This is a genomic window from Marinobacter sp. DSM 26671, from assembly GCF_900112835.1.
In the GTDB taxonomy this organism is placed as follows: domain Bacteria; phylum Pseudomonadota; class Gammaproteobacteria; order Pseudomonadales; family Oleiphilaceae; genus Marinobacter; species Marinobacter flavimaris.
Map to the genome: position 1 here is coordinate 52,540 of NZ_FONF01000005.1, position 22,490 is coordinate 75,029.

The window sequence follows — 22,490 nt, forward strand, 5'->3', positions numbered from 1 at the left end:
TTACACCGCTTAACGGCCCACCCTTCCTATCCTTTAGGAAAAAAAGCCAACTTTTTGTAAAGGAATGTAAAACCCGCTAAAAAGCGGCAAAGGCATGCCAGAAGAAGGAATCTGAAAACATGATGGTCGGCCAAATAGACAATCGCTAAAATTCGTTTTGTTAACATTTCCATGTAGTTAGTATTTATTTTCAGAAAGTGGCACGCCCTTCGCTTACTCAGATAAAAACGGCAATCAAACGAATACCTGCCGGTCACTCGTTGCCTTTACTGACGGAAAGACGAACAGCCGGCACCTCTGAGCAGGGAGAAGAGACATGCCTCAGATCATCAACACCAACATTGCGTCACTGAATGCACAGCGAAACCTTAATGCCTCGCAGGAAGATGCGAACGTTGCACTACAGCGTCTTTCCTCAGGCTTGAGAATCAACTCTGCCAAAGACGATGCCGCAGGCCTGGCAATCTCTGAGCGTTTCACTTCTCAGATCAAAGGCCTCAACCAGGCGATCAGGAACGCCAATGACGGTATCTCCCTTGCCCAGACGGCGGAGGGCGCCCTAGGCGAGTCTGGTAACATTTTGCAGCGCATCCGTGAACTGGCCGTTCAGTCTGCCAACGCTACAAATTCCGCTTCCGACCGGAAGGCTCTCCAATCTGAAGTAAACCAGTTGAAAGAAGAGCTGGAGCGAATCGCCACTACGACCGAGTTCAACGGGTTAAAACTTCTGGACGGCACCTTTCAGGCTCAGAAATTCCAGGCGGGTGCGAACGAAAACCAGACCATTGCCGTATCTATTGAAGGCGCTCGAACTGACGATCTGGCGAACAATACTCTGTCAGCGACGAACGCTACTTTGAACCAGGGCACTGGTTCTACCACGGCAGCGAACGCCACGCTCCCGACCCAAAACACAATAGCAAGTCAAAACCTCACTATATCGAGTTCGCTGGATAGTCAGGTGGTCCCAATTGGCGCCGGGGACACAGCTGAAGAAATAGCTGCCTCAATCAACGATATTGCAGCAACAACCGGTGTCAATGCTACGGCGCGAACCTCAGCGACACTCAGCAATACTGCAACCACACCGATTGCCGTGCCACAAACTGTATCCCTCACCATTTCAAACGGCAGCAGCTCGGCAACAATTTCAGCACAAATCACTGATGCGAACGATTTGTCAGCCATAGCACGCGAAGTGAACGCAGCCTCTGGCAAAACCGGTATTACTGCCGAAGTGGAAAACAATGGCAGCATCACACTGGTGCAGGATCAAGGCAAGGACATCACGATCGAAGACTTCACAGCCTCTGGTTCCCAGCAGCTAGCTGTTCAAGGTAGTGGCGACCCAAGCGCTATCGAATTGACCAGTGGAGGCACCAACGCTACTCGAATCGCGGGCGAACTGACTCTCGATTCATCAGTGAGCTTCGCCGCTACCTCGGATGCGACTCTGGCGGCAGGCAGCGTTCTGAACAGCGCGCAGAACATTGCAGCGGGTTCAACCCCGGAAGCCGTATCAGGAATCGACATCAGTACTGTTGATGGGGCGACCAGTGCCCTTGCCGTTGTTGATGCCGCTCTTGAGACCATCAGTGGCATCCGTGCCGATCTAGGTGCAGCTCAGAACCGCCTCGAATCCACCATCGCAAACCTGAGCACCACCTCCGAGAACCTCTCGGCAGCCCGTTCTCGCATCCGCGATGCGGACTTCGCAGCGGAATCCGCAGAATTGGCCCGGACCCAGGTCCTCCAGCAGGCCGGCCTGTCCGTTCTGGCCCAGGCCAACGCACGGCCACAGCAGGTTCTGCAGTTGCTGCAGGGTTAATGAGGCAGAGCGGGTGATGTCGGATTATGCCCCTGGCTAATCCGACCTACTTTTTGATCGCAGTGACTGCCGCGGCAGGTTTTATGAGGTGTCCCATGCAAGCCAAGCATCAAGTCCAGGTTTCCCAATCCCAACAGGCCCAGGTTGCCCGCCTGCTTCTGCAGGCCAACCTTGCCTATGGGGAGTCCAACAGCAACGGCCTCAGCCATATCCAGCGGCTGAAGGCCCGGCAGGAATGTCGGGGCTATCTGAACGAGGCGCTGGCTCTGGAGCCGATGCATGCCGGTGGGCTGGGGCTGCTTGGCCGTGTGGAGATGGACGACGGGCAGCTTGAGAAGGCCCATGCCCTGTTCAACGCCAGCCTGGACCATCAGCCGGGCCAGGTTCAGCAATATTGCAACCTGGGTTACTGGGCACTAAAAACCGAACGGCCGGCGCTTGCAGAGCAGTATTTCCTCCAGGCCCTGGACTGCGACCGGCAATCTGCCGCCGCTTTCTGCGGTGTTGCCCATTCCAAGCGGCTGCAGGGGCAGTTTGATGTGGCTTATTTGCATTATCGCAAGCTTCTGGAAACCGGAGCTGAATGGGATTCCGTATACAGCGGGATGCTCACTTGCGCCCAACACCTGGAAGTGAGCAAAGCCGATTCCGCACTGGCCCGTGATGCTATCGCCCTGCTTCAGAGGGATGGTTTGCCGCACCAGGAATTGGGTCGTTTCGTTGGCGCGATTATCCATCAACAGTACGATCTGGATAACCCGGATGCACAGATTTTCCTGGATGCCGCCAGCGACGATGAACTGCTGATTCTTGCCCTCCAGAAAACCCTGATGCCCAATCCGGCGGTGGAAGAGCTGGTTACCCTGCTGCGTCGGGCGATCATTGCCGAAGTCGCACAAACCGTTGAACTTCGGGACGAACCACAGCGTCTGACGCTGGCCATCGCCCAATACGCCGACAGAACCGGCTATGCCCTCGCTGCGGAAGATGACGAAGAACGACTGGTCTCTGCCATCAACGACAGCATCCAGGCCCAATTTGCCTTTGGCGAGGAACAGGACGGACTCATCGGCTCACTGATGATCACCGCGATGTATGGCGCTCTCTTCCATCAGCCCTTCGCGGTACAACTTGGCCAATGGAACCTGGTGGATTGGCCCCTGGCATTACAGTCAGTCCTGGCCGCCAGCTATTACGATCGGGCCGAAGAGGAAGCCATCAAGCAGAATTTCGATGAGAAGGCCGAAGAGCTTTGCCTGGAGAAGACCGATGTTCCCCAGGCATGGCCGTCCTGGTCCCGGTTGGCCTATCGTACCGAAAGCAGCCTGAAAACACTGATGGCGACTGAACTGGGGCTGGACACGGCAAATCTCCCGGCCACCCTTCGGATCATGGTGTGCGGTGCGCAGTCTGGCCAGCGGGCGATGGAACTGGCCGGCTATCTGGACGATGTGGAAGTGATCGCGGTGGATGAATCTCTGGCCAACATCGCCAAAGCCACACGCATGGCCAACGAGATGGGTATGGACAACATCGTGTTCTGGCCCTGGTCCATCGCCCAGCGTTTTGTGGCGGATGGCCACCAAGTGCACTGGATTGAAGTTGGTCGCCTGCCCTCACCGGCTATGACCAGCCTGTCTCTGGCGGCTCTGGTTAACCAGGCCACCGGCTCCGGCGCTGTGGTGCACATGTATACCGCCATCGCGGAACAAACGGCTGGTGACAAACAGATTCGCAAACTGGTCAGTGAGCATAAGCTACAACCCACGCGACAGACATTGCGCCAACTCCGCCGGATGGTCCTTGCCAATCGCAGCGATGCCGCCTGGCAGGAACTGACCGCAGACGCAGATTTCTACAGCCTCGGGGGCTGCAGGGACAGATGGTTTCGGCCCCAGGACACAGCCCAGTTGAAAGAGCTGATGGCCATGGCGAGTAACGAAGTGGAATGGAAACTTGTGAAAGCGCGGGATGTAGATGGCCACAGCCTGGCAACCGGACCGGTGCAGAAGCAAATTCAGGCGGAGGCACTGGGCAGCGAGGTGCAGAGTCTGATGGGGCAGAATTTGAGTGTTTATTTTTTAAAGCGGCGGTGAATTAACTTCGGGCCTGGGGTGTCGGATTAGGCGAAGCCGTAATCCGACAAGAAAGCGCCTTATTCCAAAGCAAAAGGCGTGAACCCGGGGTCAGATGCAATTTTCCTCTACCCTCATTTTCGAGGCATTCGTCCAATATCAACTGTCGATGATTAATCAGCGCTCAGAGCTTCCCGCGCCTGATTCAAAACGTCATTCAGATTGCTTTCCACCACACCCCAAACAATCACCGGATCGATAGTCGCATAGCCGTGAATAAGCACGTTCCGAAATGCGATCATCTTTTTATAATCGACAAACCGCTCAGCCTCGTCCGGAGCAATCTTGTGTAACTTACCCATTGCCTCTCCGATGATTTCGAACTGGCGCTCAACAGCAGACTGCAACAACTCATCACTCAGATAATCGTCTTCACTGCTACCAGCAACAAAACGCTGAACCTTCTCAGCAGCTGCAAGAATATCGTAAAGGTACTTGAGAGCCTCACGCTGCATACAAGGAATGCCGCTCTTCAAGAACCGAGGCTCTGAAATAAGGGTTGGTCAAGGAGGACACAGTGACCAGATCCACGGAGCGAGAAAACATCACTTCAAGATCTTCTTTTAGCCCGAAAAACGCCTCAGCTTTTTGGGTGGCGGGTAAAGCCGGATCAAAATCCACAAGAAAATCCAGATCACTGCTCTCATTGAAATGCCCCGTAGCAGCAGAGCCAAAAACACCAAACGACATTACCCGGTGCTTTTCACAAAGCCGCCGAATCTCGTCCTGTTTTTCTTTCAGCATCTCCAGTGCATTAAATGCGGCCATACTTTACTCAGTCGCTTACGGTATATGTCTGGAGTTTAAACCTTGCCCCCCAAACAATAAAGAAAGCGGCGGCCGGAACGGCCAACAACCGGGGCGTTTGGCAATGAACCAGGATACATTTTGGCGATCTTTATGCTTATCCCGCTTTTGAATGCCAAGATAACCGGCATCACCGAACACGCGCTGCTCGTCACCGTGAAGAAGGTTGCCGGCGGACACGGTGTCGTGGACATTGGCAGCGGTGGTATCGATGCTGTGGATCAAGCCGAGCGTATCGTCCACGCCGATATGCATCTTCATGCCAAAGTACCACTGGTTGCCTTTTCTGGATTGTCGCATCTCAGGGTCGCGCTGGCCGCTTTCATTCTTCGTGGAGCTTGGTGCAGAAATGATGGAAGCATCCACAATGCTGCCTTCACGCAGCATGGTCGGCAGCGGATACGGTGGCCGGCCAGTCTGGCCCCTTGGGGTAATATCGGGCTACCTTCTTCTCCAACTGCTTCCACGGAATCAGCTTGTCCATCCGTTCCAGAAAAATCTCGCGGCGGGTTTTACGCTTCTTGTTCTGGTACTCGGCTTCGGAGACGGTAATCTGATCCATGGTGGTGATGAATCCTGTGCGGTTGACGATGGCCGTATTATCGCTGATTTTGAGACTTATTCAGAGTCTCCCTAAGTTCTTTTGAACAAGTTTAGATGGCCGGTCAGGTCAATCATGAAATCTGTCAATTTGCAGGAAGCGAAAACCCGCTTGCAGCAACTGGTTGCCCGTGCAGCCAAAGGTGAGCCCTCCAAGTTATCCCCTCGGGCGACAGAGCTGATCGGCAATGAAGATAACCGCCTGTTTTTCAGTGCTGCCAGCCTCTGGAGACTGAGGGCTTCTTGCTACTTACCTCGAATGAGCTGGTGGCGCGCACCCGGGGCCTGTGCGGCTGGTCCAGGTAGACTGAGGACAAAACTTACCGCAGCCTTGGCAGGCCGATCACCCGATGGCTCGACTATGGACGGTGGAGTTTGCAGACCAATCTTGCCTATGGGGAGTCCAACAGCAATGGCCTCAGCCATATCCAGCGGCTGAGGGCCCGGCAGGAATGCCGGGGCTATCTGAAGCCGCCAGCGAAGACGAACTGCTGATCCTTGCCCTCCAGAAAACCCTGATGCCCAATCCTGCGATGTTTGCCCTTGGTGAGGAAAAGGACGGGCTCATCGGCTCACTGATGACCAGCGCCATGTATGGCGCCCTTTTCCACCAGCCATTCGCGGTACAACTTGGCCAGTGGAACCTTGTGGACTGGCCTCTGGCATTGCAGCCAGTTCTGGCCGCCAGCTATTACGATCGGGCAGAAGAAGAGGCGATCAAACAGAATTTCGATGAGAAGGCCGCGATGGTCACCGAACTGGGGCTGGACACCGACAATCTCCCGGCCACTCTGCGCATCATGGTCTGCGGCGCCCAGTCCGGCCAACGGGCCATGGAACTGGCCAGCTATCTGGACGATGTGGAAGTGATCGCGGTGGATGAATCCCTGGCTGGTTTCTTTGCAGAAACTCTCAGTTCATCCATTGAACAAGTCCCTTTGCCACTGGCAATTCCCGCTGTAACGAGACTTTGTAACTGGTCGATTTTGTGTCGCCGGTCCTGATCTTTACGAATAAGATCACGAACATAATCGCTGGTATTGGAATACCTACCAGATTCGGCCTGTTGCTCTGCCCAGGTTTTCATCGCATCGGGCAGGGATATATTCATCGTTGCCATAATTAAGCCCTCTAATGGTCAGATAATGGCAAAAATTGCCAAAGAATGCACCGCCACTACTTTGGAGCCAGCCCCGAAACTTATACTCTGGTAAATAGCCCCTCAAACAACGCCGTCCGCCGCATCATCTGCTCACCCTCACTCCGCAACCGTGCATGCTCAGGATCCAGCTCGATCAGGCCAAGTAGCTGGTACAGCGTCAACATTCTTGAGCGCATCGCAGATCGTGCCTGCTCCTCATCGCTCATGTAGACCACCGGGTAGGCGGCAAGCGGCAGCCGGGGAAAGGCCTTGAGCATGTCCTCCAGGTAGTCGTCCACCGGGCGCCACTGCTCGCCTTTCTCTGACAGCAGCCAGAAGCAGAATGGTGCGGTGTACTGTATTTCATCCAGGCCATCGTAGTGGTCCATGGAAGCCCAGCTGAGCCGCGAGAACGCGGTGGAGAGCAGATCCCTGTAAACCATTAACCAGCCTTTTTTCTCAAGCCTGGTTTCGGCGGTGTTTTTGAGTGAAAGTACACCTTTCTGCTTTTTGGTATAGCCGGCAATTTCCAGCAACACGCGGGTGAGAATCACGGCCAGAATGTGCTCCTCGGAGCGAATCGGAGAATATCTCGCCATCGGTGCCACAATCTCTTCTCCACCGGCTTCAATCATGGCCTTGACCTGTTTGAGAGGCAGGTTGCCCTTGCCGGTGAGGCGGATGCCCTTGCCTTTCATGGCCTCAACCAGAACTTTCGCCATCCGGATGACCGGCGCGGTGTCGAGTTCGCGGTTTACGGCTTCGGCATCGATCAGCGGCTTGAACACAGAGGGGCAATTCAGTGGGTTCTGCAGCAGCTCATAAACCTGGCTGGGGCTAAGGCCGAAGAAGTCTCTGGCCGGCGGGATATCGGGTTCGGATTCGGTTTCGGAAAACAGGGCATCCCGCTCGGCGAGCGCCTGGTTGATGTCATCAAGATCCACAAACTCCGGCTCGAACCATTCGCCACCCATCCACTCGCGCACTGCCACATGCTCCGGATGAGCGGCATCTTCCATGGCTTCCAGAAAATCGTAGAATCCGGGCAAGCCACCGACATCCTCTGGCGGGCACTGGCGCACGGCTTTTATGCAGCGGGGCAACGGCTCGCCCTGATCGCCCGGCAGGACCTTTTCAAGCCGTACCTCGTGCTCCCAGCTGTCGCCGAAATCATAGTCATACGTCAGAGCCTGCCCTTCCTTGTTGAGCACAGCAGACACCGCCACCATGGTTTCATCCTGAAAATTCTGCATGCCATCGAAATCCTCCGCCGGATCACCAATCAACCGGTCATCACCCGCCTGAAACATATGCAGATGACAGGCCTGCCAGCCCATCGCCAACTGGATAATCCGGTGAAGATCCTGAAACGTGGTATCCGGCGCAACCAGCAACCGGCGCCAGATCGGCGGCCGGGCGCCGAGAAGTGATACTTTGAGTTGGTAGGCTTTGTTGGCTGGCGGGGGCATAAGGGCTCCGGTAGTTTGGGGTCCACTTCATGAGCACATTTCTAAACGCAATCATTGTACTTACGGCAAAGCTGGTTCAGTTCTCCGTGTCGATCCCTCAGGACACCTGGCAATCCGGATTTAGCCATTCCCGCTCCCTTATGAATAAGTCGCTTTCCCAAAAGTCTAACCCACACCTTCCCGGCACTCTACCTTGTTGCGGCATTGCCTAATCAGAAATGCGCCGGAAGGTAGCCCAACTACCTCGCCAGTGATAGACTAAGTTCAAAGAACTAAGTCTATGGAGGATAAATGGAATCCGTCAACATGCACGAAGCAAAAACCCGCCTGTCACAACTGGTGGCCCGTGCCGCCAAGGGCGAGGCATTCATCATCGCCAAAGCGGGAAAGCCGGTTGCCCGGGTAATGGCTTACGATTCCCCCGAACAAAGCCAGCAAAAACGGATTGGCTTCATGGCAGGTGAATTCACGGTGCCGGAAGATTTTGACCGGATGGGCCAGGACGAAATAGTTGAAATGTTCGGAGGCTGAGGTGAACCTGCTTCTGGATACCCACATTCTGCTATGGGCAGCGGCCGAGCCGGATAAGCTGTCACCCGAGGCGGCAACCCTGATCAGCAACGAAAGTAACCGCCTGTATTTCAGCGCCGCAAGTCTTTGGGAAGTGGTTATCAAGAATGGGCTGGGCCGACCGGATTTTCACGTTGATCCGCATCTACTGAGGCGTGGCCTTATGGATAACGGCTACCTGGAATTGCCGATATCGTCGCAGCACGCACTTGCCGTAAGCCACCTTCCGGACATACACAAGGATCCTTTCGACCGGATTCTGGTCGCCCAGGCAGAGACAGAGGGTTTCTTGCTACTTACCTCCGATGAGCTGGTTGCACGCTATCCGAGGCCTGTTCGGTTGATTTAGAGAACTGGCACACCTTTCGCAACACCTCCCTCAAAGCACGGCAAACCGTCAAAAACTGCAGACCTTTGCCGCTCCCAATTGCGGCTGTTATCACGAGGTGTCCGATGCAAGCCAAGCATCAAGTCCAGGTATCCCAATCCCAACAGGCCCAGGCTGCCCGCCTGCTTCTGCAGGCCAACCTTGCCTACGGGGAGTCCAACAGCAACGGCCTCAGCCATATCCAGCGGCTGAGGGCCCGGCAGGAATGCCGGGGCTATCTGAAGCCGCCAGCGAAGACAAACTGCTGATCCTTGCCCCCCAGAAAACCCTGATGCCCAATCCTGCGATGGAAGAGCTGGTTACCCTGCTGCGTCGGGCGATCATCGCCGAAGTCGCACAAACCGTTGAACTTCGGGACGAACTGCAGCGCCTGACACTGGCCATCGCTCAATACGCCGCCAGAACCGGTTATGCCCTGGCCGCTGAAGATGACGAAGAACGTTTGGTCTCCGCCATCAACGACAGCATCCAGGCCCAGTTTGCCCTTGGCGAGGAGCAGGACGGACTCATCGGCTCACTGATGACCAGCGCCATGTACGGCGCTCTCTTCCACCAGCCCTTCGCGGTGCAACTTGGCCAATGGAACCTCGTGGACTGGCCCCTGGCATTGCAGCCCGTTCTGGCCGCCAGCTATTACGATCGGGCCGAAGAAGAGGCGATCAAACAGAGTTTCGATGAGAAGGCCGAGGAACTCTGTCTGGATAAGACCGATGCTCCCCAGGCATGGCCGTCCTGGTCTCGGTTGGCCTACCGCACCGAAAGCAGCCTTAAAACATTGATGGCCAACAGGTGCACTGGATCGAAGTCGGTCGACTGCCCTCACCGGCCATGACCACCCTGTCTCTGGCGGCTCTGGTTAACCAGGCCACCGGCTCCGGCGCTGTGGTGCACATGCGCACCGCCATTGCCGAGCAAACGTCCGGCGACAGACAGATTCGCAAACTGGTCAGCGAGCACAAGCTCCAACCCACTCGCCAGACGCTGCGCCAGCTCCGCCGGATGGTTCTGGCCAACCGAAACGATACTGCCTGGCAGGACCTGACCGCCGACGCCGATTTCTACAGCCTCGGCGGCTGTCGCGACAGATGGTTCCGGCCGCAGGACACAGCCCAGCTGAAAGAACTGATGGCCATGGCGAGTAACGAGGTGGAATGGAAGCTCGTGAAAGCGCGGGATGTGGATGGCCACAGCCTGGCAACCGGGCCGGTTCAGAAGCAGATTCAGGCGGAGGCTTTGGGCAGTGAGGTGCAGAGTTTGATGGGGCAGAATTTGAGTGTTTATTTTTTGAAGCGGCGGTGATTTGGATTGTGGAGGCCAGGACGCTTCCGCCTCTCCGCCTCTCCCCCTCTCCCCCGACCCATCTCCCGCCAGGGGAGAGGGGAGATTAGGGGTACAGAAATGAGGACAACACCATCAAAGCCCCCTCCCCTGGCGGGAGAGGGGGTGGTTAAATTGTTACTCCTTCATTCCCCTCGGCCTTCAACTGCTTTGTAAATAACCGAGAGCACCACATCGGTCTGTCGTAGAATCTCGTGGTTCCAGAACCGAAGCACCCTATAACCCTGCGCTTTCAACCAAGCGTCTCTTCGTTCGTCAGTTGCTGACTCACTGTGCTGCCCACCATCAGCCTCAACGATGACTTTTGAACCGAAATGCACGAAATCCACAATAAAGGGTCCCAACGGTTGCTGTCGGCGGAAGCGTTTTCCATTGAGTCGGTAGGCACGGAGGTGGAACCAGAGGCGCCTTTCGGCGTCGGTCATATTTTTGCGGAGGTGTTTGGCGAAGGTTGTTTGGTTCATGGTTCGTCCCTGGGTTTGTGGTGGGCTTCCTGCCCGTTTTGCGGGGGATGCAATGGTCTCGCGCTCGATACCCCCCCCTCTCCCCCGGCCCCTCTCCCACAAAGGGGAGAGGGGAGTCTTCGGATCAAATTCCCAAGATAACTCTGCCTGGCTCCTTTTTCCGGCTAACGCAGAGCCGGGCTTCTCGATCACATGTCCGGATAACTCTATTTAGCCCCTCTCCCCTCGCGGGAGAGGGGTTGGGGAGAGGGGGGGCAAGCCCTTACGGCGGCTCCAACGGAGCCAACATCTTTATCCTCAGATATAAGGAATCAAAGATTCCCCATACAAATGCAAATCCTCCAGGATATGCCGCCGCTCCGGCGTCAGTTCCGGGTCCGCCGCCAGACGCTGTAACTCCTGGGCATAAGCCTCCAAAGACCGCCAGCCCTTCTTCGGGTGCATTAGCCTCTGGCTGCGAAACTCCTCCCATCGCTCCAGCTCCTCACCCATCAGGCTGCCCGGATAATTCCTGGCCCGATAGCGAAACAGCAGCTCCTGCAGGCGATCATCTTCAAAGGTCACATCCAGCTCGCCGAGTGTTTCCACCGGCTGCTCCAGCACCCAGTTCAGCTTCTCGCGGTCAGTTTTGCTGATAAAGCCACCTGCATAGAGCTGTTCATCCGGGTCTGTCAGCTCGCTTTCGTGGGGCTGGTCGAAGGCCTCGGCAATTCTGGCGGGCAAATCCGGCGCCTTGCGCAGCATGGCCAGGTTGGCTCGCAGCGTGTCCCCGTCCAGGGCCAATTCTTCGAGGCGCTCCGGAGAAAGGGTGGATAGCATATTCGCCGGCGCCAGCACCGGGCACTTGTTCAATTGCACGCCTTTCAGAGGAAAGCGACTGACGCCCTCCCCCAATTCCGCCTGGGAAGTAAACACACGCTCACGAATCTGCTCAGCGCTAGCGGCGATCAGCTCGCTGGGGTCCTCGCGCAGGTCGTAAACAATCACCAGGTTCTTGTTAGTTGGATGCTCGGCCACCGGAGCAACCAGTGCACAGCATCCACGGGTCGCCGGGTACTTGGCGGATATGTGGAACACCGGCTTCATGGTGGCGGTGTCGAGCATGGCCCGGGCGGAGTGCTTGTCCTTGTTCTGCAGCACGAAATCAAACAGCCTGGGTTGCTTTTCCTTGATTAGCTTTGCAACGGCAATGGTCGCCTCCACATCCGACATGGCATCGTGGGCGGCTTCATGGGTGATCCCGTTGGCGACTGTCAGCGCCTCGAGTTTGAAACTGGGGCTGCCGTCTTCCTTGCGGGGCCAGTTGATGCCATCCGGGCGCAGGGCGTAGGTCAGCCGCACCATATCGATGATGTCCCAGCGGGAATTGCCATTCTGCCATTCACGGGCGTAGGGATCGCGCAGGTTCCGGTACAGGGTGTGGCGGGTGACTTCATCGTCGAAGCGCAGGCTGTTGTAGCCCACCACGCAGGTGCCGGGCTGGCTGAAGGCTTCGTTGATCCGGGCGATGAACTGGGCCTCGGGGAGCCCGTCTTCCAGCGCTTTTTGCGGGGTAATACCGGTAATCAGGCAGGCTTCCGGTGATGGCAGGTAATCGTCCGCCGGCTTGCAGTAAAGCACCAGCGGATCCTCGATGATGTTCAGATCCGCGTCCGTCCGCACACCGGCAAACTGGGAAGGCCTGTCATGAACCGGATCTACACCGAAGGTTTCGTAATCGTGCCAGTAAAAAGAGCGGATCAAGGGACTAAACTCCTGCCAAATAAATTTCGGACTGGCGGGAGTTTAGCATCTAGAACAGCCGGGTACCCATATCCTCCCGGTGGGTCTGCAGTCGCGGCAAGCCCTGGTTGATCAGCTGGCTCATATCCACCTTCATGCTCGTGGGCAGATTGATAAACACGCCCTTGCCGGCATTGATTACGTTCGTGCCATCCGGGCTTTGCCACTCAACACCTTCTCGCTGGAAGCCGATAAAGAAGTCGCTGGTGAAGCCGGTCGTGCCATCCGTGCTTTCCTGGCCCACAAACAGCGACTGCAATTGGGTCAGCGGCGCACAGTTGATGCCCTGAGCGCAATCGGCCGAACCATCGTTTATACCAATGTAACTGGCCCGATAGTTGGTGGCCTGGGAATTCTGGTCGAATAAGGTGGCGTCAAATTCGGTACCGCTATCATCAACAAGCTTAAGCCCGATATCGCCACTGAAACTGCTGGTCAGTGAAGAGACAGATCCCCTCGCCTGCCCGAACCCCATGCGGAATCCGGAGAGCCTGCCCTCGGAGGGATCTTCCGCCAGCTCGATATAGGGCTGGAACGCTTCAAAAGGCACCGTGTCACCGGCATTGTAGGCGCGACCGTTATACTGAACGCCGTCATTACGGGCAATGTGCCCCAGGGCCACGTGCTGCGCCGCGAAGTCCACTCCGCCGTCGATCTCACCCGCTTTCACATCGTCCACATTCATCCGGGTTTCCACGTCCATGCTCAGCGTCATCCGCGTGAACTGGTGGGGATCTCCCGGTATGTTTTCAATCTGAATAAACCCCTGCCCGGTCACCTCACCCATTGTTTCGTCTGAAATGGGCTTCAGCTCGGCCTGGGCAACGGGCGCAATACCCAGGCAGAACAGGGTGACGGCAGCGTATCCATACGCCTGCTGTCTCATATAATTGCGTCTCTGAAAAACCATTATTATTTTATGTGCCGACGACACACTATAAACAAGGCAGACCGGCCAATAGAGTGAGCAGGTTCACAATCGCCGTTTACAATTCAGTAATACTCGGCCAAGTTTGAATACAGTCACAAAACCTTTGGTTTAATATGCTTACAACACCTTACCTACGGTTACGAACGCTGTAGCAAACGTGTACATAACAACCACTACTGATATACTTTCGCCCCTTATGATCAACCCTCAACGGCTTCCTCAATGACCACCCGCATACTGATCTGCGACGACTCCGCCCTTGCCAGAAAACAAATGGCCCGGGCCCTGCCGGAGGGGCTGCGGGGGGATGTCAGTTACGCAAAAGACGGCGTGGAAGCCCTTGAGAAATTGCGGAGGCATGAGGCAGAGCTGATGTTCCTGGATCTGAACATGCCGGAAATGGACGGCTATCAGGTACTGGAGCAGATCCGCGAGGAAGACCTGCCGGTCATGACCATCGTGGTTTCCGGCGATATCCAGCCCGAAGCCCGGGAGCGGGTGAAAAAACTCGGCGCCATCGATTTCATCAAAAAGCCCACCGAGACCTCCCTCCTGCTCAGCCTGCTGATGGATTACGGGATCTACCGCCCAGGAGACCTCGAAGACGCCGCACTGCGGGATGCCACCCTTAAGAATACAGGCAGCGCCAGCCCGGAGATTTCCGTTTCCCTGAACGACTACCTGCAGGAAATCTCCAACGTGGCCATGGGGCGGTCCTCCGATCTGCTGGCCCGCCTGCTGAAGGTGTTTGTGAAGCAACCCATTCCCAAGGTGGCCTTCCTCGCCAATTCCGAACTGCACATGGCGATTTCCTCGGTCAGCGACAGCGACACCTATTCTGCCGTGTGCCAGGGCTTCACCGGGGCCGGCATCGCCGGAGAAGCTCTTCTGCTGTTCGCAGACGCCAGCTTCCGGGAAATGGCGGAAATGCTTCACTACGACACCCTTGAGGGTGAAGCGGTGAACGTAGAAGTGCTGATGGATATGTCCAGCATACTCTTCGGAGCCTTCCTCAAAGGCATTGGTGACCAGCTCGACCTGAAACTCGGCCTTGGCCACCCCACGGTGCTGGGGCAGCACCGCCAAATTACAGAGTTGCTGGAACACCACAGCGCCCGTGAAGAACAGCTGCTGTGTATCGAAATCTGCTACGCCCTGGAAGACCGGGACATCGAATGCGACATGCTGATTCTTCTTACCGAAGATTCAGTGCCTTTTCTCGAAGATCGCCTGCAATATCTGGTGGACTGACTCATGGCCATAGAAGAATCTGAAGCCAACTCCTTTCACTGGCTAATGGACATGCTGGAATCCGTGGAAGTGGGTCTGGTAGTCCTGGACCTGGATTTCAAAGTCGAAGTCTGGAATGGATTCATGGAAAACCACAGCGGCATCACCGCGAGCAGGATCCAGGGTCAGGTATTGTTCGATGTATTCCCGGATATCCCCCAAGCCTGGCTGACCCGAAAAGTAGACGCCGTGGCCTTGCTTAACACCAAAGCCTTTACCTCCTGGGAGCAACGCCCTTACCTGTTCCAGTTCCGCAATACCCGGCCCATCACCGGCACCGAAGAGTACATGTTCCAGAACCTCACCATCAGCCCACTCTCCGGCACCACGGGGGAAGTGAACAAAGTGTGCCTGATGGTTTACGACGTGACCGACATCGCCAGCAGCAAAATGGCCCTGGAACGGGCCAATGAACAGCTGGCCAAACTGAGCATGACAGACCGCCTGACCGGCTTGCTCAACCGGGGCACCTGGGAAAACCTGGTGGACGCCGAATTCGAACGCTTCCGCCGCTACGGCCACACCACCAGCCTGGTGATGTTTGATATAGACCACTTCAAGCCAGTGAACGACACCCACGGCCACCTGGCCGGGGATGAAGTGATCAAACACACCGCTAGTCTCACCCGTAATGCCATCCGCCAATCCGACAGCGCTGGGCGCTACGGCGGTGAGGAATTCGGCATCATACTGCCGGAAACGGACGCAGAGGGCGCACGCATCATCTGCGAACGGATACGAGAAAGCATTGAGCAGAGCGTAGTCGAAACCAGCGTGGCACCAATCCGGTATACCATCAGCATTGGCATTGCCCAGTTAACGGAAGAGCCTGAGAACTATATGCAGTGGATGCAGAAAGCAGATGAAGCGTTGTACGCGGCAAAGGAAGGTGGTCGAAACCGGGTGGTGGTGAGTTAACAGCCCTCCGCCGGAAAGGAGAAGGGCCAGCTGGTATCAGTCCTGCTGCCAGCTCTGCACAGCTTCCTTACCATGCTTCTGGCGCCACTCATTCAGCGTCTTATGATTGCCACCACGGGTCTTGACCACTTCACCGGTGTGCGGGTTCTTGTAAGTCTTCATCGGGCGCTTTGGGCGGCTGCCAGCGGTTGTGTCAGCCTTTGCCCCGGACACTGAGGGATCAATTGCAGAAAGAATCTGAAGAACATCCTTCGGTGACTTGTCATACTCCTTCATCAATGCGCGAACCTTGTTTTCAAACTCCAGTTCGCCTTTCAGAGCCTGGTCTTTTTCAAGCTGTTCCAGCTCTGCAGAAAGCTTTTCCATAAGCTGTTTCTTCTGGTAGTAATCGTTAATCTTTGCCATGGAATTAAAACCTTATTCAAATAGGGGTTTTAAAAACTTAAGTGGAGTTGACTAAAAGTCAGGGACAATAATAATAAAATAAATGTAGTCTGGCAAAATTATTTATTTACGAGCCCTTAATAAAAAAGCCGATCAACTTGACCGACTCTTAAAATACACGCTGTACGAAAATTGTACTTACAATCTGAGATCCGCCTCGCCCAACGGCAAAACACCCTTCAGATCAAACAGAACCCCATTATCTTTCAAATAAGCACGCAACTCTTTCGACGATTTAGCGGCATATTCACGATGAGGCACAGCCAGAAACAGCGCATCGTAGTCACCGGCTTTCGGAGCCTCCACCAGTGAAATCCCATATTCATGCTCGGCTTCCGTATTATCCGCCCAGCAGTCTGTCACATCCACGGAACAGCCGAAATCCTGCAATTCACGGATAACATCAATCACCCGAGTGTTCCGCAAATCCGGGCAGTTTTCCTTGAAGGTCAGCCCCATCACCAACACTTTTGACGATGCCACGGTATGCCCGGTTTTAATCATTGCTTTAACCAGCTCGGCCGCCGCATACGGGCCCATATTGTCGTTTACCCGCCGGCCAGACAGAATAATCTCCGGGTGATAACCAATAGCCTGGGCCTTGTGGGTCAGATAATACGGATCCACACCAATACAGTGGCCACCAACAAGCCCCGGTTTAAACGGCAGGAAATTCCATTTTGTGCCCGCTGCCGCCAGTACTTCATGGGTATCAATTTTCAGGCGAGAAAAAATCATCGAAAGCTCATTCATCAGCGCTATATTCAGATCACGCTGGGTGTTTTCGATAACCTTTGCCGCTTCGGCCACTTTGATGGAACTGGCTTTATGGGTGCCCGCAGTAATAACACTGGCATATAGTGCATCCACTTCATCGGCAATTCCCGGAGTGGAACCAGAGGTTACTTTCATGATGCTGGTTACCCGATGCTCCTTATCACCCGGATTGATTCGCTCAGGACTGTAACCCGCAAAGAAATCCTTGTTAAACGCAAGACCGGATACTTTCTCCAGTACCGGCACGCACACCTCTTCCGTGGCGCCGGGATATACCGTGGATTCGTAAATCACAATATCGCCCTGCTTCAAAACCTTGCCTACGGTTTCGCTGGCTTTTACCAGAGGTGTTAAATCCGGGGTTTTGAACTCATCAATCGGGGTGGGCACCGTGACAATATAAATCTGGCAATCACGAATGCCTTCAAGATTATCGGTAAAAGACAAACCCGACGCGGCAGCCAATTCCTCCCGGGACACCTCACGGGTGAAATCAACACCATCTTTCAGCTCGGCAATACGTTTTTTGTTGATATCAAAACCGACAATTTCTCGCCTCTCTCCAAAGGCAGCGGCAAGAGGGAGCCCCACGTAACCCAGACCAATAACTGCTATTTTCTTCATTTGAAATCCTTTCCTAGGAAGTATAAACCGGCGATCAGCGCCCTACTCTGATGGAATAATTATGTCTATACCAGCCAGGGATTGAAAACACCTTTTCAACGCCTGCTTTGCGTCCTGATCACCGTGGACAATTCGAATCTCACGGGGCGATACAGGTATACCTGATACAAACGCCGCCAGATCCGATTGCCCGGCATGGGCCGAATAACCACCAACCTGATGAATCCGGGCCCGGATATCATAACGTTCATCATCCAGCTCTACCCAGCCACCGCGAGGCCCATAAGTAAGAATATCCCTTCCTGGCGTACCTGCGGCCTGGTAGCCCACAAAGAGTACATCGTTCCGCTTATCCCCCAGCATCGCTTTCAGATAATTCACCACCCGGCCACCGGCGCACATACCGGAACCGGCCAGAACCACACAAGGGCGATGGGAGCGGGCCAGGTAATCCACCGCATTCAGGTGGTCTTCATGGGAATTGATGACCGTGAGTTGCTCAAAAGAGAGCGGATGCCGGCCCTGGCGCACCAGGTCTGTAGCCTCAGCATCCCAGTAGGGTTTCAGATCGCGGTAGATTCGGGTGAATTCCGCAGCCAGCGGTGAATCTACAATGATTTCCAGATTGCCCCACAGCTCGCCCCCAAACTCATGAATGAGGCCCTCAATCTCATAAAGCAACTCCTGCGTCCGCCCAATACTGAACGCCGGCACCAGAACCGTTCCGCCGTCTTCCAGGGCGTGCTCCAGCACCGCCTTCAATCGATAACGCCGCGTTTCCCGATCCTCATGGTCCTTATCCCCATACGTACTCTCAATCACCAGCCGGTCCGCTCGCTCCGGGGATTTCGGCGACGGGAGCAACGGAGCATGGGGCGCCCCAAGATCGCCACTGAAAACAATCCGTTCTTCAGAATCCCCCACGCGGGCATCACACTCCACATAGGCGGAGCCCAGAATATGCCCTGCTCTCTGCAGTCGAACCGAGAGCGAGCAATCACCCTCAGCAAACACCGAATGCCACTTGCCATAAGGCACCGGCACCAGGCGGGAACGAATCAGCCCCAGAACCCGCTCAATCAACTGCCGATTCCGGGTAAACCCGATCTTCAGAGCATCTTCCAGAATCTCCGGCAGCATAATCGCGGAGGGTTCTGAACAAATAATCGGCCCTTCGAAACCCGCGGCTAGCAAATAGGGAATGCGCCCTACGTGGTCAATATGCACATGGGTGACCACCAGGGCCCGGATATGTTCGATGGGAAAATCAATGGAGAGATCGGAAGCGGAAGCGCCGCGGCCTTCGTCCTGGCCCTGGAATAGGCCGCAGTCTATGAGGATGCCGCTCTTCTGGGCCCCTTGGCCAAGGGTGAGTTCGTGGCAGGAGCCGGTTACGCCGGAGGTGGCGCCGTGGTGAGATATTGAAATCATGCTTGAACGTCCTTGTTGATAATTCTGAACCCGGCCCGAGTCCCCGGCCAAGTCTTCTATTCGTTTACCGGTTACCGAAAATCCGCTTCCCTGACCGGAGAGTTCCTGCTTATGTCATGCGTGGCTACCTTGCCAACAACGGCTTTCAGGTGCTTCGGCGCCAACCCGAAGCCCGGGCGAACACTCCGTACATCTTCGCCTGATATGACGTGCCCCTCCCTGATATCATTCACAAAGTACAGGGAACGGCGAAACAGCGCGTTACCCTGCTCGCTGGATTTTCGACCGTAATTCACCTCGCCAAGTGCCCTCCAGGCTGTCTTGCTATCCCGGCAAAGCGCTTTGAGATCTTCAGGCTCAAGGGAAAAACTGTCATCCGGACCACCGCCAGAACGGTCGAGCGTGAAGTGCTTTTCAATGATTGATGCACCCAGTACAACGCTGGCAATCGCCGTTGTATTGTCCAGGGTGTGATCCGAAAGCCCTGTTACCAGGCCGAAACGCTGCTGCATGTCCACAATGGTTCGCAGGTTATAGTCTTCCGCTGGAGCCGGGTAGCCACTTACACAGTGAAGAATCGCCAGCTGTTTACAGCCAGCTCCTCGCGCCGCATCAATGGCCTCCCGGATTTCTTCCGCATCCGCCATTCCGGTGGAAATGATCATCGGCTTGCCGGTTCGGGCCACGTACTCAATCAATGGCAGATCTACAGCCTCAAACGAGGCGATCTTATAGGCAGGTGCGCCGAGTTCCTCAAGCAGATCAACAGCGGTGGTATCAAACGGGGAACTGAAAATAGTAATCCCCCGCTCCCGGGCCCGCTCAAATAGCGGCTTGTGCCACTCCCAGGGCATGTGGGCCTCTTCATATAACTCGTAGAGGGTACGACCGTCCCAGAGCCCGCCTTTGATTTTGAAATCATCAGCATCGGAGTCCAGGGTGATGGTATCGGGACGGTAAGTCTGCAATTTTACCGCGTCTGCCCCGGCTTCGGCCGCTTCATCAATGATCTTCAGAGCCGTTTCAAGCTTGCCGTTATGATTGGCGGACAGCTCCGCAATTATGTAAGGCGTCTGAGATGATGAAATTTCACGACCATCAATGAAAATTTTTGCTTCACTCATAAATACGCCCTTAAACCTTTATTTCGCGTTTTTCCACTCGGCAGCCAGAAGGCCAAAACAGATAACGTCGTGATAACGCTCACCATCGCAGTGTTGCTCTCTAAGGACACCTTCCCGGGTAAATCCAAGACGCTCATGGAAGCGGATTGATCGTTCGTTAAAACCGAGCGCCTGGCCGCAGAGTTTATGCAATTCCAGCTCTTCAAAGGCGTACTTCAAGGCAGCCTCGCCAAGCGACCGCCCGGTTCCTGGCTCTGAATCCGGTGCCAGATAGAAGCCCCAGTCTGCAACTTGGGCACAGCGGGTCGAGGAGATATTAACGAAGCCTAAAGGGGCCGAACCAACCTCGTAGATCAGCAGCCACACACCCGGGGCCTCATTGTTCCGGGCAAACCACTGCGCATGCTCTTCCGGGGAGATCTCATGGCTGGTGTACATAAACTGGCGCACATCGGGATGATTCCGCCAATTGAGAACCCGCGCAAGGTCCCCGGAGTGCATAAGTCTCAGCCGCCCACTACTCATCCGAAACCTCCCGGAGGGCATCAGCCACACGCTGCACACCCAAGCCATCGCAGATTGCGGCAGCATTCTGACTCATCTCAAGCAACCTTCCGGGCGCGAATACTTCACGCATCGTCCTGGGCAATGTCTCTTCAATAGCGTCCGGCCACCCCAAGCTGAGTGATGCGCCAGCCCGTTTCAGCGCCTCAGCGCCCGGCCGTTGGTTGTCGGCCATCACCACAAGCAAGCTGGGCAAACCAAGGCAACAGCGTTCCCAGGCAGAACCCCCAGCGGCACCAATGGCAAGATCTGCCTGGCTCATCAGCTCCGCCATGTTGTTGGCATTTACGACCACCCGTGTATCCAGACGCATTGATTCCGCTTGATCTGTTACCTCGTCGATATGAGGGCAGGCTGCCCCGACAACGACGGTAACCCGGCAAGAGGCAACAACCCCGATGGTATCCAATACCCGCAAAACATCGCCGGTAACATTGGCCGCATCCACGCCCCCCATACTAACAAGGATGTTCCCGGGCTCCCGGGTTTTCCTTTTTTCAACAGACAGGGCACGTGCCCGTGAGAACTCGGGCCTGAGCAAAGCGTAATCAGAGCCAATCAGCCGTTCGGCATGGATCGGTACAAGACCATCGTAATCATGCGGTTCACGCCCCAGATTCTGGTCCAGAAGCAAATCACACTGATGCTTTCGATCTGCAAGGTCATCAATAGCCATCAGGCGCCGACAACAGTCACGAACTTGAGACTCCCAACGATGATCCAGTGCGTAGTGGTCTACCACCAGCCAGTTTAACTCGATGCCTTTCAATGCCTGCAGAGTGTCAGAGGCATCGGCTTCCCAACTCACTCCCAGCCAGCCGGTGTGGGATGGCTCACTTTCAGAATGGCTAGCGCTTTGCTCCGCCCCGCCCGATGAAAGCATCAATACCTGATGCCCCCTGCTGCGCACCGCGCCCTCCAGGCTTCCCGGCTTCTGCCGCATTACGAAAAAACATCGAGCACCGGCTTCTGCCAGAGCGTCTGCAAGAGTGAGGCAACGCATCACATGGCCAGACCCTATAAGCGTGGATGCATCGACCCGGAAAGCCACTTCCATCAGTGCATCACCATGCAGTCCACCCACCATCAACCATCAGACTCGCGCCGTTGACATAACTCGACGCCACAGACGCCAGAAACACAGTCGGGCCGGCAATCTCATTGGCACCACCGATGCGCCCCATCGGGACTCTGGCTGCCAGCTTTTCAATAAACTCCGGGGACTCATCCTGAACGCTTTTGGCGGGAAAGGGGCCAGGACATATCGCATTTACCCGGATGCCTTCCTTGCCGAATTCACAGGCAGCGTAACGTGTCCATTGCAGAAGTGCTGCCTTGGCTGCGCCATAGAATGGGGGGTTTGCAGATTCTGCATTCGGGTACAGCCTCTGGTCCGGGCTTACAACGCCGTACATCGACGCAATGTTGATAACCGAAGCATCGCCATCCTGGTCAACGGCCCGCCGAAGCGCAGGCAAGGCCTGCTGAAACAGATAGTGGGAAGCTACAACCGCAACATCATAACTCTGTAAAAAACTCTCAGGCGACGCAGATTCGATGCTACCTGCCCCTCCAGCATATGCATTATTGACAAGCACATGTAACTCATCGGGCCCCTTGTTCTTGAAATACTCCGCGACAGCTTGCCGGTCGGACACATCAAACACAGCAGCCACGGAATCAAAGCCTTTTGAGCGAAGCTCTGAGGACAAGGATTCGCACTTCTGGGGATCTCTGCCATTGACCAGAACCCGGGCACCTGCGATAGCCATCGCCTCGGCCATCGCAGAACCCAAATGACCTGTCGCGCCCGTTATCAAGGCAGTCTTCCCAGCCAGCGAAAACAGGGCTTGATCACTCGTCAT

Annotated in this window: 24 protein-coding genes and 2 pseudogenes; 10 read left to right on the forward strand and 16 right to left on the reverse strand. The window is 55.4% G+C overall.

What is annotated here, in order from left to right; all coding sequences use genetic code 11:
• Positions 1 to 316: 316 nt before the first annotated feature.
• Both BM035_RS07050 and BM035_RS07055 read left to right on the forward strand, forming a co-directional pair.
• Complete coding sequence (locus BM035_RS07050) at positions 317 to 1,828, forward strand: flagellin N-terminal helical domain-containing protein (RefSeq protein ID WP_092030879.1); 1,512 nt, start codon at positions 317 to 319, stop codon at positions 1,826 to 1,828.
• Between the two features lie 95 nt (positions 1,829 to 1,923).
• Positions 1,924 to 3,924, forward strand: a complete 2,001-nt coding sequence (locus BM035_RS07055; protein ID WP_092030881.1) for a hypothetical protein — start codon at positions 1,924 to 1,926, stop codon at positions 3,922 to 3,924.
• A 152-nt stretch (positions 3,925 to 4,076) separates the two neighbouring features.
• Here the strand turns inward: BM035_RS07055 and BM035_RS07060 are convergent, their stop codons facing one another.
• The 4 genes and pseudogenes from BM035_RS07060 to BM035_RS22895 all read right to left on the reverse strand — a co-directional run bounded on the left by BM035_RS07060 (position 4,077) and on the right by BM035_RS22895 (position 5,332).
• Positions 4,077 to 4,418, reverse strand: coding sequence for a HepT-like ribonuclease domain-containing protein (locus BM035_RS07060; protein WP_008171322.1), 342 nt, complete (start codon positions 4,416 to 4,418; stop codon positions 4,077 to 4,079).
• Complete coding sequence (locus tag BM035_RS07065; RefSeq protein WP_008171320.1) at positions 4,408 to 4,731, reverse strand: nucleotidyltransferase family protein; 324 nt, start codon at positions 4,729 to 4,731, stop codon at positions 4,408 to 4,410. Before BM035_RS07065 ends, BM035_RS07060 begins: the two co-directional genes overlap by 11 nt.
• A 90-nt stretch (positions 4,732 to 4,821) precedes the next feature.
• Positions 4,822 to 5,154, reverse strand: a pseudogene (locus BM035_RS07070) (transposase); the annotation flags it as partial.
• Entirely contained in the window at positions 5,147 to 5,332 is a 186-nt protein-coding gene (locus tag BM035_RS22895) for a hypothetical protein (protein WP_050898262.1), read from the reverse strand. The gene BM035_RS22895 and the pseudogene BM035_RS07070, both read right to left, overlap by 8 nt.
• 505 nt (positions 5,333 to 5,837) lie before the next feature.
• Here BM035_RS22895 and BM035_RS23175 point away from each other — a divergent pair.
• Positions 5,838 to 6,263: pseudogene (locus BM035_RS23175) on the forward strand (hypothetical protein); the annotation flags it as partial.
• Here BM035_RS23175 and BM035_RS07080 read toward each other — a convergent pair.
• Entirely contained in the window at positions 6,218 to 6,490 is a 273-nt protein-coding gene (locus BM035_RS07080; protein WP_075267572.1) for a type II toxin-antitoxin system ParD family antitoxin, read from the reverse strand. The pseudogene BM035_RS23175 and the gene BM035_RS07080 sit on opposite strands and share 46 nt — an antisense overlap.
• An 80-nt stretch (positions 6,491 to 6,570) precedes the next feature.
• Positions 6,571 to 7,980 carry a plasmid pRiA4b ORF-3 family protein gene (locus BM035_RS07085; protein ID WP_092030883.1) on the reverse strand — a complete coding sequence of 470 codons (1,410 nt, stop codon included), beginning with the start codon at positions 7,978 to 7,980 and terminating at the stop codon, positions 6,571 to 6,573.
• 291 nt (positions 7,981 to 8,271) lie between these two features.
• Between BM035_RS07085 and BM035_RS07090 the strand changes: the two genes are divergently transcribed.
• The 5 genes from BM035_RS07090 to BM035_RS22910 all read left to right on the forward strand — a co-directional run bounded on the left by BM035_RS07090 (position 8,272) and on the right by BM035_RS22910 (position 10,237).
• The gene (locus BM035_RS07090) at positions 8,272 to 8,511 is read left to right on the forward strand and encodes a type II toxin-antitoxin system Phd/YefM family antitoxin (protein ID WP_008171314.1); all 240 of its coding nucleotides are present in this window, start codon (positions 8,272 to 8,274) and stop codon (positions 8,509 to 8,511) included.
• A 1-nt stretch (position 8,512) separates the two neighbouring features.
• A complete protein-coding gene (locus BM035_RS07095; protein ID WP_092030885.1) occupies positions 8,513 to 8,899 on the forward strand; it encodes a type II toxin-antitoxin system VapC family toxin in 387 nt (128 codons plus the stop codon).
• A 104-nt stretch (positions 8,900 to 9,003) separates the two neighbouring features.
• On the forward strand, positions 9,004 to 9,186 hold the full coding sequence (locus BM035_RS22610) for a hypothetical protein (protein WP_175497354.1): 183 nt from the start codon (positions 9,004 to 9,006) through the stop codon (positions 9,184 to 9,186).
• Entirely contained in the window at positions 9,144 to 9,770 is a 627-nt protein-coding gene (locus BM035_RS22905) for a hypothetical protein (RefSeq protein WP_254775411.1), read from the forward strand. Before BM035_RS22610 ends, BM035_RS22905 begins: the two co-directional genes overlap by 43 nt.
• On the forward strand, positions 9,728 to 10,237 hold the full coding sequence (locus BM035_RS22910) for a hypothetical protein (protein ID WP_254775413.1): 510 nt from the start codon (positions 9,728 to 9,730) through the stop codon (positions 10,235 to 10,237). The genes BM035_RS22905 and BM035_RS22910 overlap by 43 nt, the downstream gene beginning before the upstream one ends.
• Before the next feature lie 164 nt (positions 10,238 to 10,401).
• Here the strand turns inward: BM035_RS22910 and BM035_RS07105 are convergent, their stop codons facing one another.
• The 3 genes from BM035_RS07105 to BM035_RS07115 form a co-directional block, all read right to left on the reverse strand.
• Positions 10,402 to 10,740, reverse strand: coding sequence for an endonuclease domain-containing protein (locus tag BM035_RS07105; RefSeq protein ID WP_008171308.1), 339 nt, complete (start codon positions 10,738 to 10,740; stop codon positions 10,402 to 10,404).
• 297 nt (positions 10,741 to 11,037) lie between these two features.
• The gene (sbcB, locus tag BM035_RS07110; protein ID WP_092030887.1) at positions 11,038 to 12,483 is read right to left on the reverse strand and encodes an exodeoxyribonuclease I; all 1,446 of its coding nucleotides are present in this window, start codon (positions 12,481 to 12,483) and stop codon (positions 11,038 to 11,040) included.
• 49 nt (positions 12,484 to 12,532) lie between these two features.
• On the reverse strand, positions 12,533 to 13,408 hold the full coding sequence (locus BM035_RS07115) for a hypothetical protein (protein WP_008171304.1): 876 nt from the start codon (positions 13,406 to 13,408) through the stop codon (positions 12,533 to 12,535).
• Positions 13,409 to 13,675: 267 nt separating this feature from the next.
• Between BM035_RS07115 and BM035_RS07120 the strand changes: the two genes are divergently transcribed.
• On the forward strand, positions 13,676 to 14,704 hold the full coding sequence (locus BM035_RS07120) for a response regulator (RefSeq protein WP_092030889.1): 1,029 nt from the start codon (positions 13,676 to 13,678) through the stop codon (positions 14,702 to 14,704).
• A gap of 3 nt (positions 14,705 to 14,707) precedes the next feature.
• Positions 14,708 to 15,661 carry a GGDEF domain-containing protein gene (locus BM035_RS07125; protein ID WP_092030891.1) on the forward strand — a complete coding sequence of 318 codons (954 nt, stop codon included), beginning with the start codon at positions 14,708 to 14,710 and terminating at the stop codon, positions 15,659 to 15,661.
• Positions 15,662 to 15,697: 36 nt separating this feature from the next.
• Here BM035_RS07125 and BM035_RS07130 read toward each other — a convergent pair whose 3' ends face one another.
• The 7 genes from BM035_RS07130 to BM035_RS07160 all read right to left on the reverse strand — a co-directional run bounded on the left by BM035_RS07130 (position 15,698) and on the right by BM035_RS07160 (position 22,490).
• Entirely contained in the window at positions 15,698 to 16,066 is a 369-nt protein-coding gene (locus tag BM035_RS07130) for a histone-like nucleoid-structuring protein, MvaT/MvaU family (protein ID WP_053112590.1), read from the reverse strand.
• A 177-nt stretch (positions 16,067 to 16,243) separates the two neighbouring features.
• Positions 16,244 to 17,506 carry a Vi polysaccharide biosynthesis UDP-N-acetylglucosamine C-6 dehydrogenase TviB gene (tviB, locus tag BM035_RS07135; RefSeq protein ID WP_092030892.1) on the reverse strand — a complete coding sequence of 421 codons (1,263 nt, stop codon included), beginning with the start codon at positions 17,504 to 17,506 and terminating at the stop codon, positions 16,244 to 16,246.
• A gap of 42 nt (positions 17,507 to 17,548) precedes the next feature.
• Positions 17,549 to 18,937 (reverse strand): MBL fold metallo-hydrolase RNA specificity domain-containing protein, encoded by a 1,389-nt coding sequence (locus tag BM035_RS07140; protein WP_092030894.1) that lies wholly within the window; start codon positions 18,935 to 18,937, stop codon positions 17,549 to 17,551.
• A gap of 71 nt (positions 18,938 to 19,008) precedes the next feature.
• A complete protein-coding gene (pseI, locus tag BM035_RS07145; RefSeq protein WP_092030895.1) occupies positions 19,009 to 20,061 on the reverse strand; it encodes a pseudaminic acid synthase in 1,053 nt (350 codons plus the stop codon).
• Positions 20,062 to 20,079: 18 nt separating this feature from the next.
• A complete protein-coding gene (gene pseH, locus BM035_RS07150; RefSeq protein WP_368073249.1) occupies positions 20,080 to 20,586 on the reverse strand; it encodes a UDP-4-amino-4,6-dideoxy-N-acetyl-beta-L-altrosamine N-acetyltransferase in 507 nt (168 codons plus the stop codon).
• Complete coding sequence (gene pseG / locus BM035_RS07155) at positions 20,579 to 21,712, reverse strand: UDP-2,4-diacetamido-2,4,6-trideoxy-beta-L-altropyranose hydrolase (protein ID WP_254775415.1); 1,134 nt, start codon at positions 21,710 to 21,712, stop codon at positions 20,579 to 20,581. The genes pseH and pseG overlap by 8 nt, the downstream gene beginning before the upstream one ends.
• Complete coding sequence (locus BM035_RS07160; RefSeq protein ID WP_092030899.1) at positions 21,690 to 22,490, reverse strand: SDR family NAD(P)-dependent oxidoreductase; 801 nt, start codon at positions 22,488 to 22,490, stop codon at positions 21,690 to 21,692. The genes pseG and BM035_RS07160 overlap by 23 nt, the downstream gene beginning before the upstream one ends.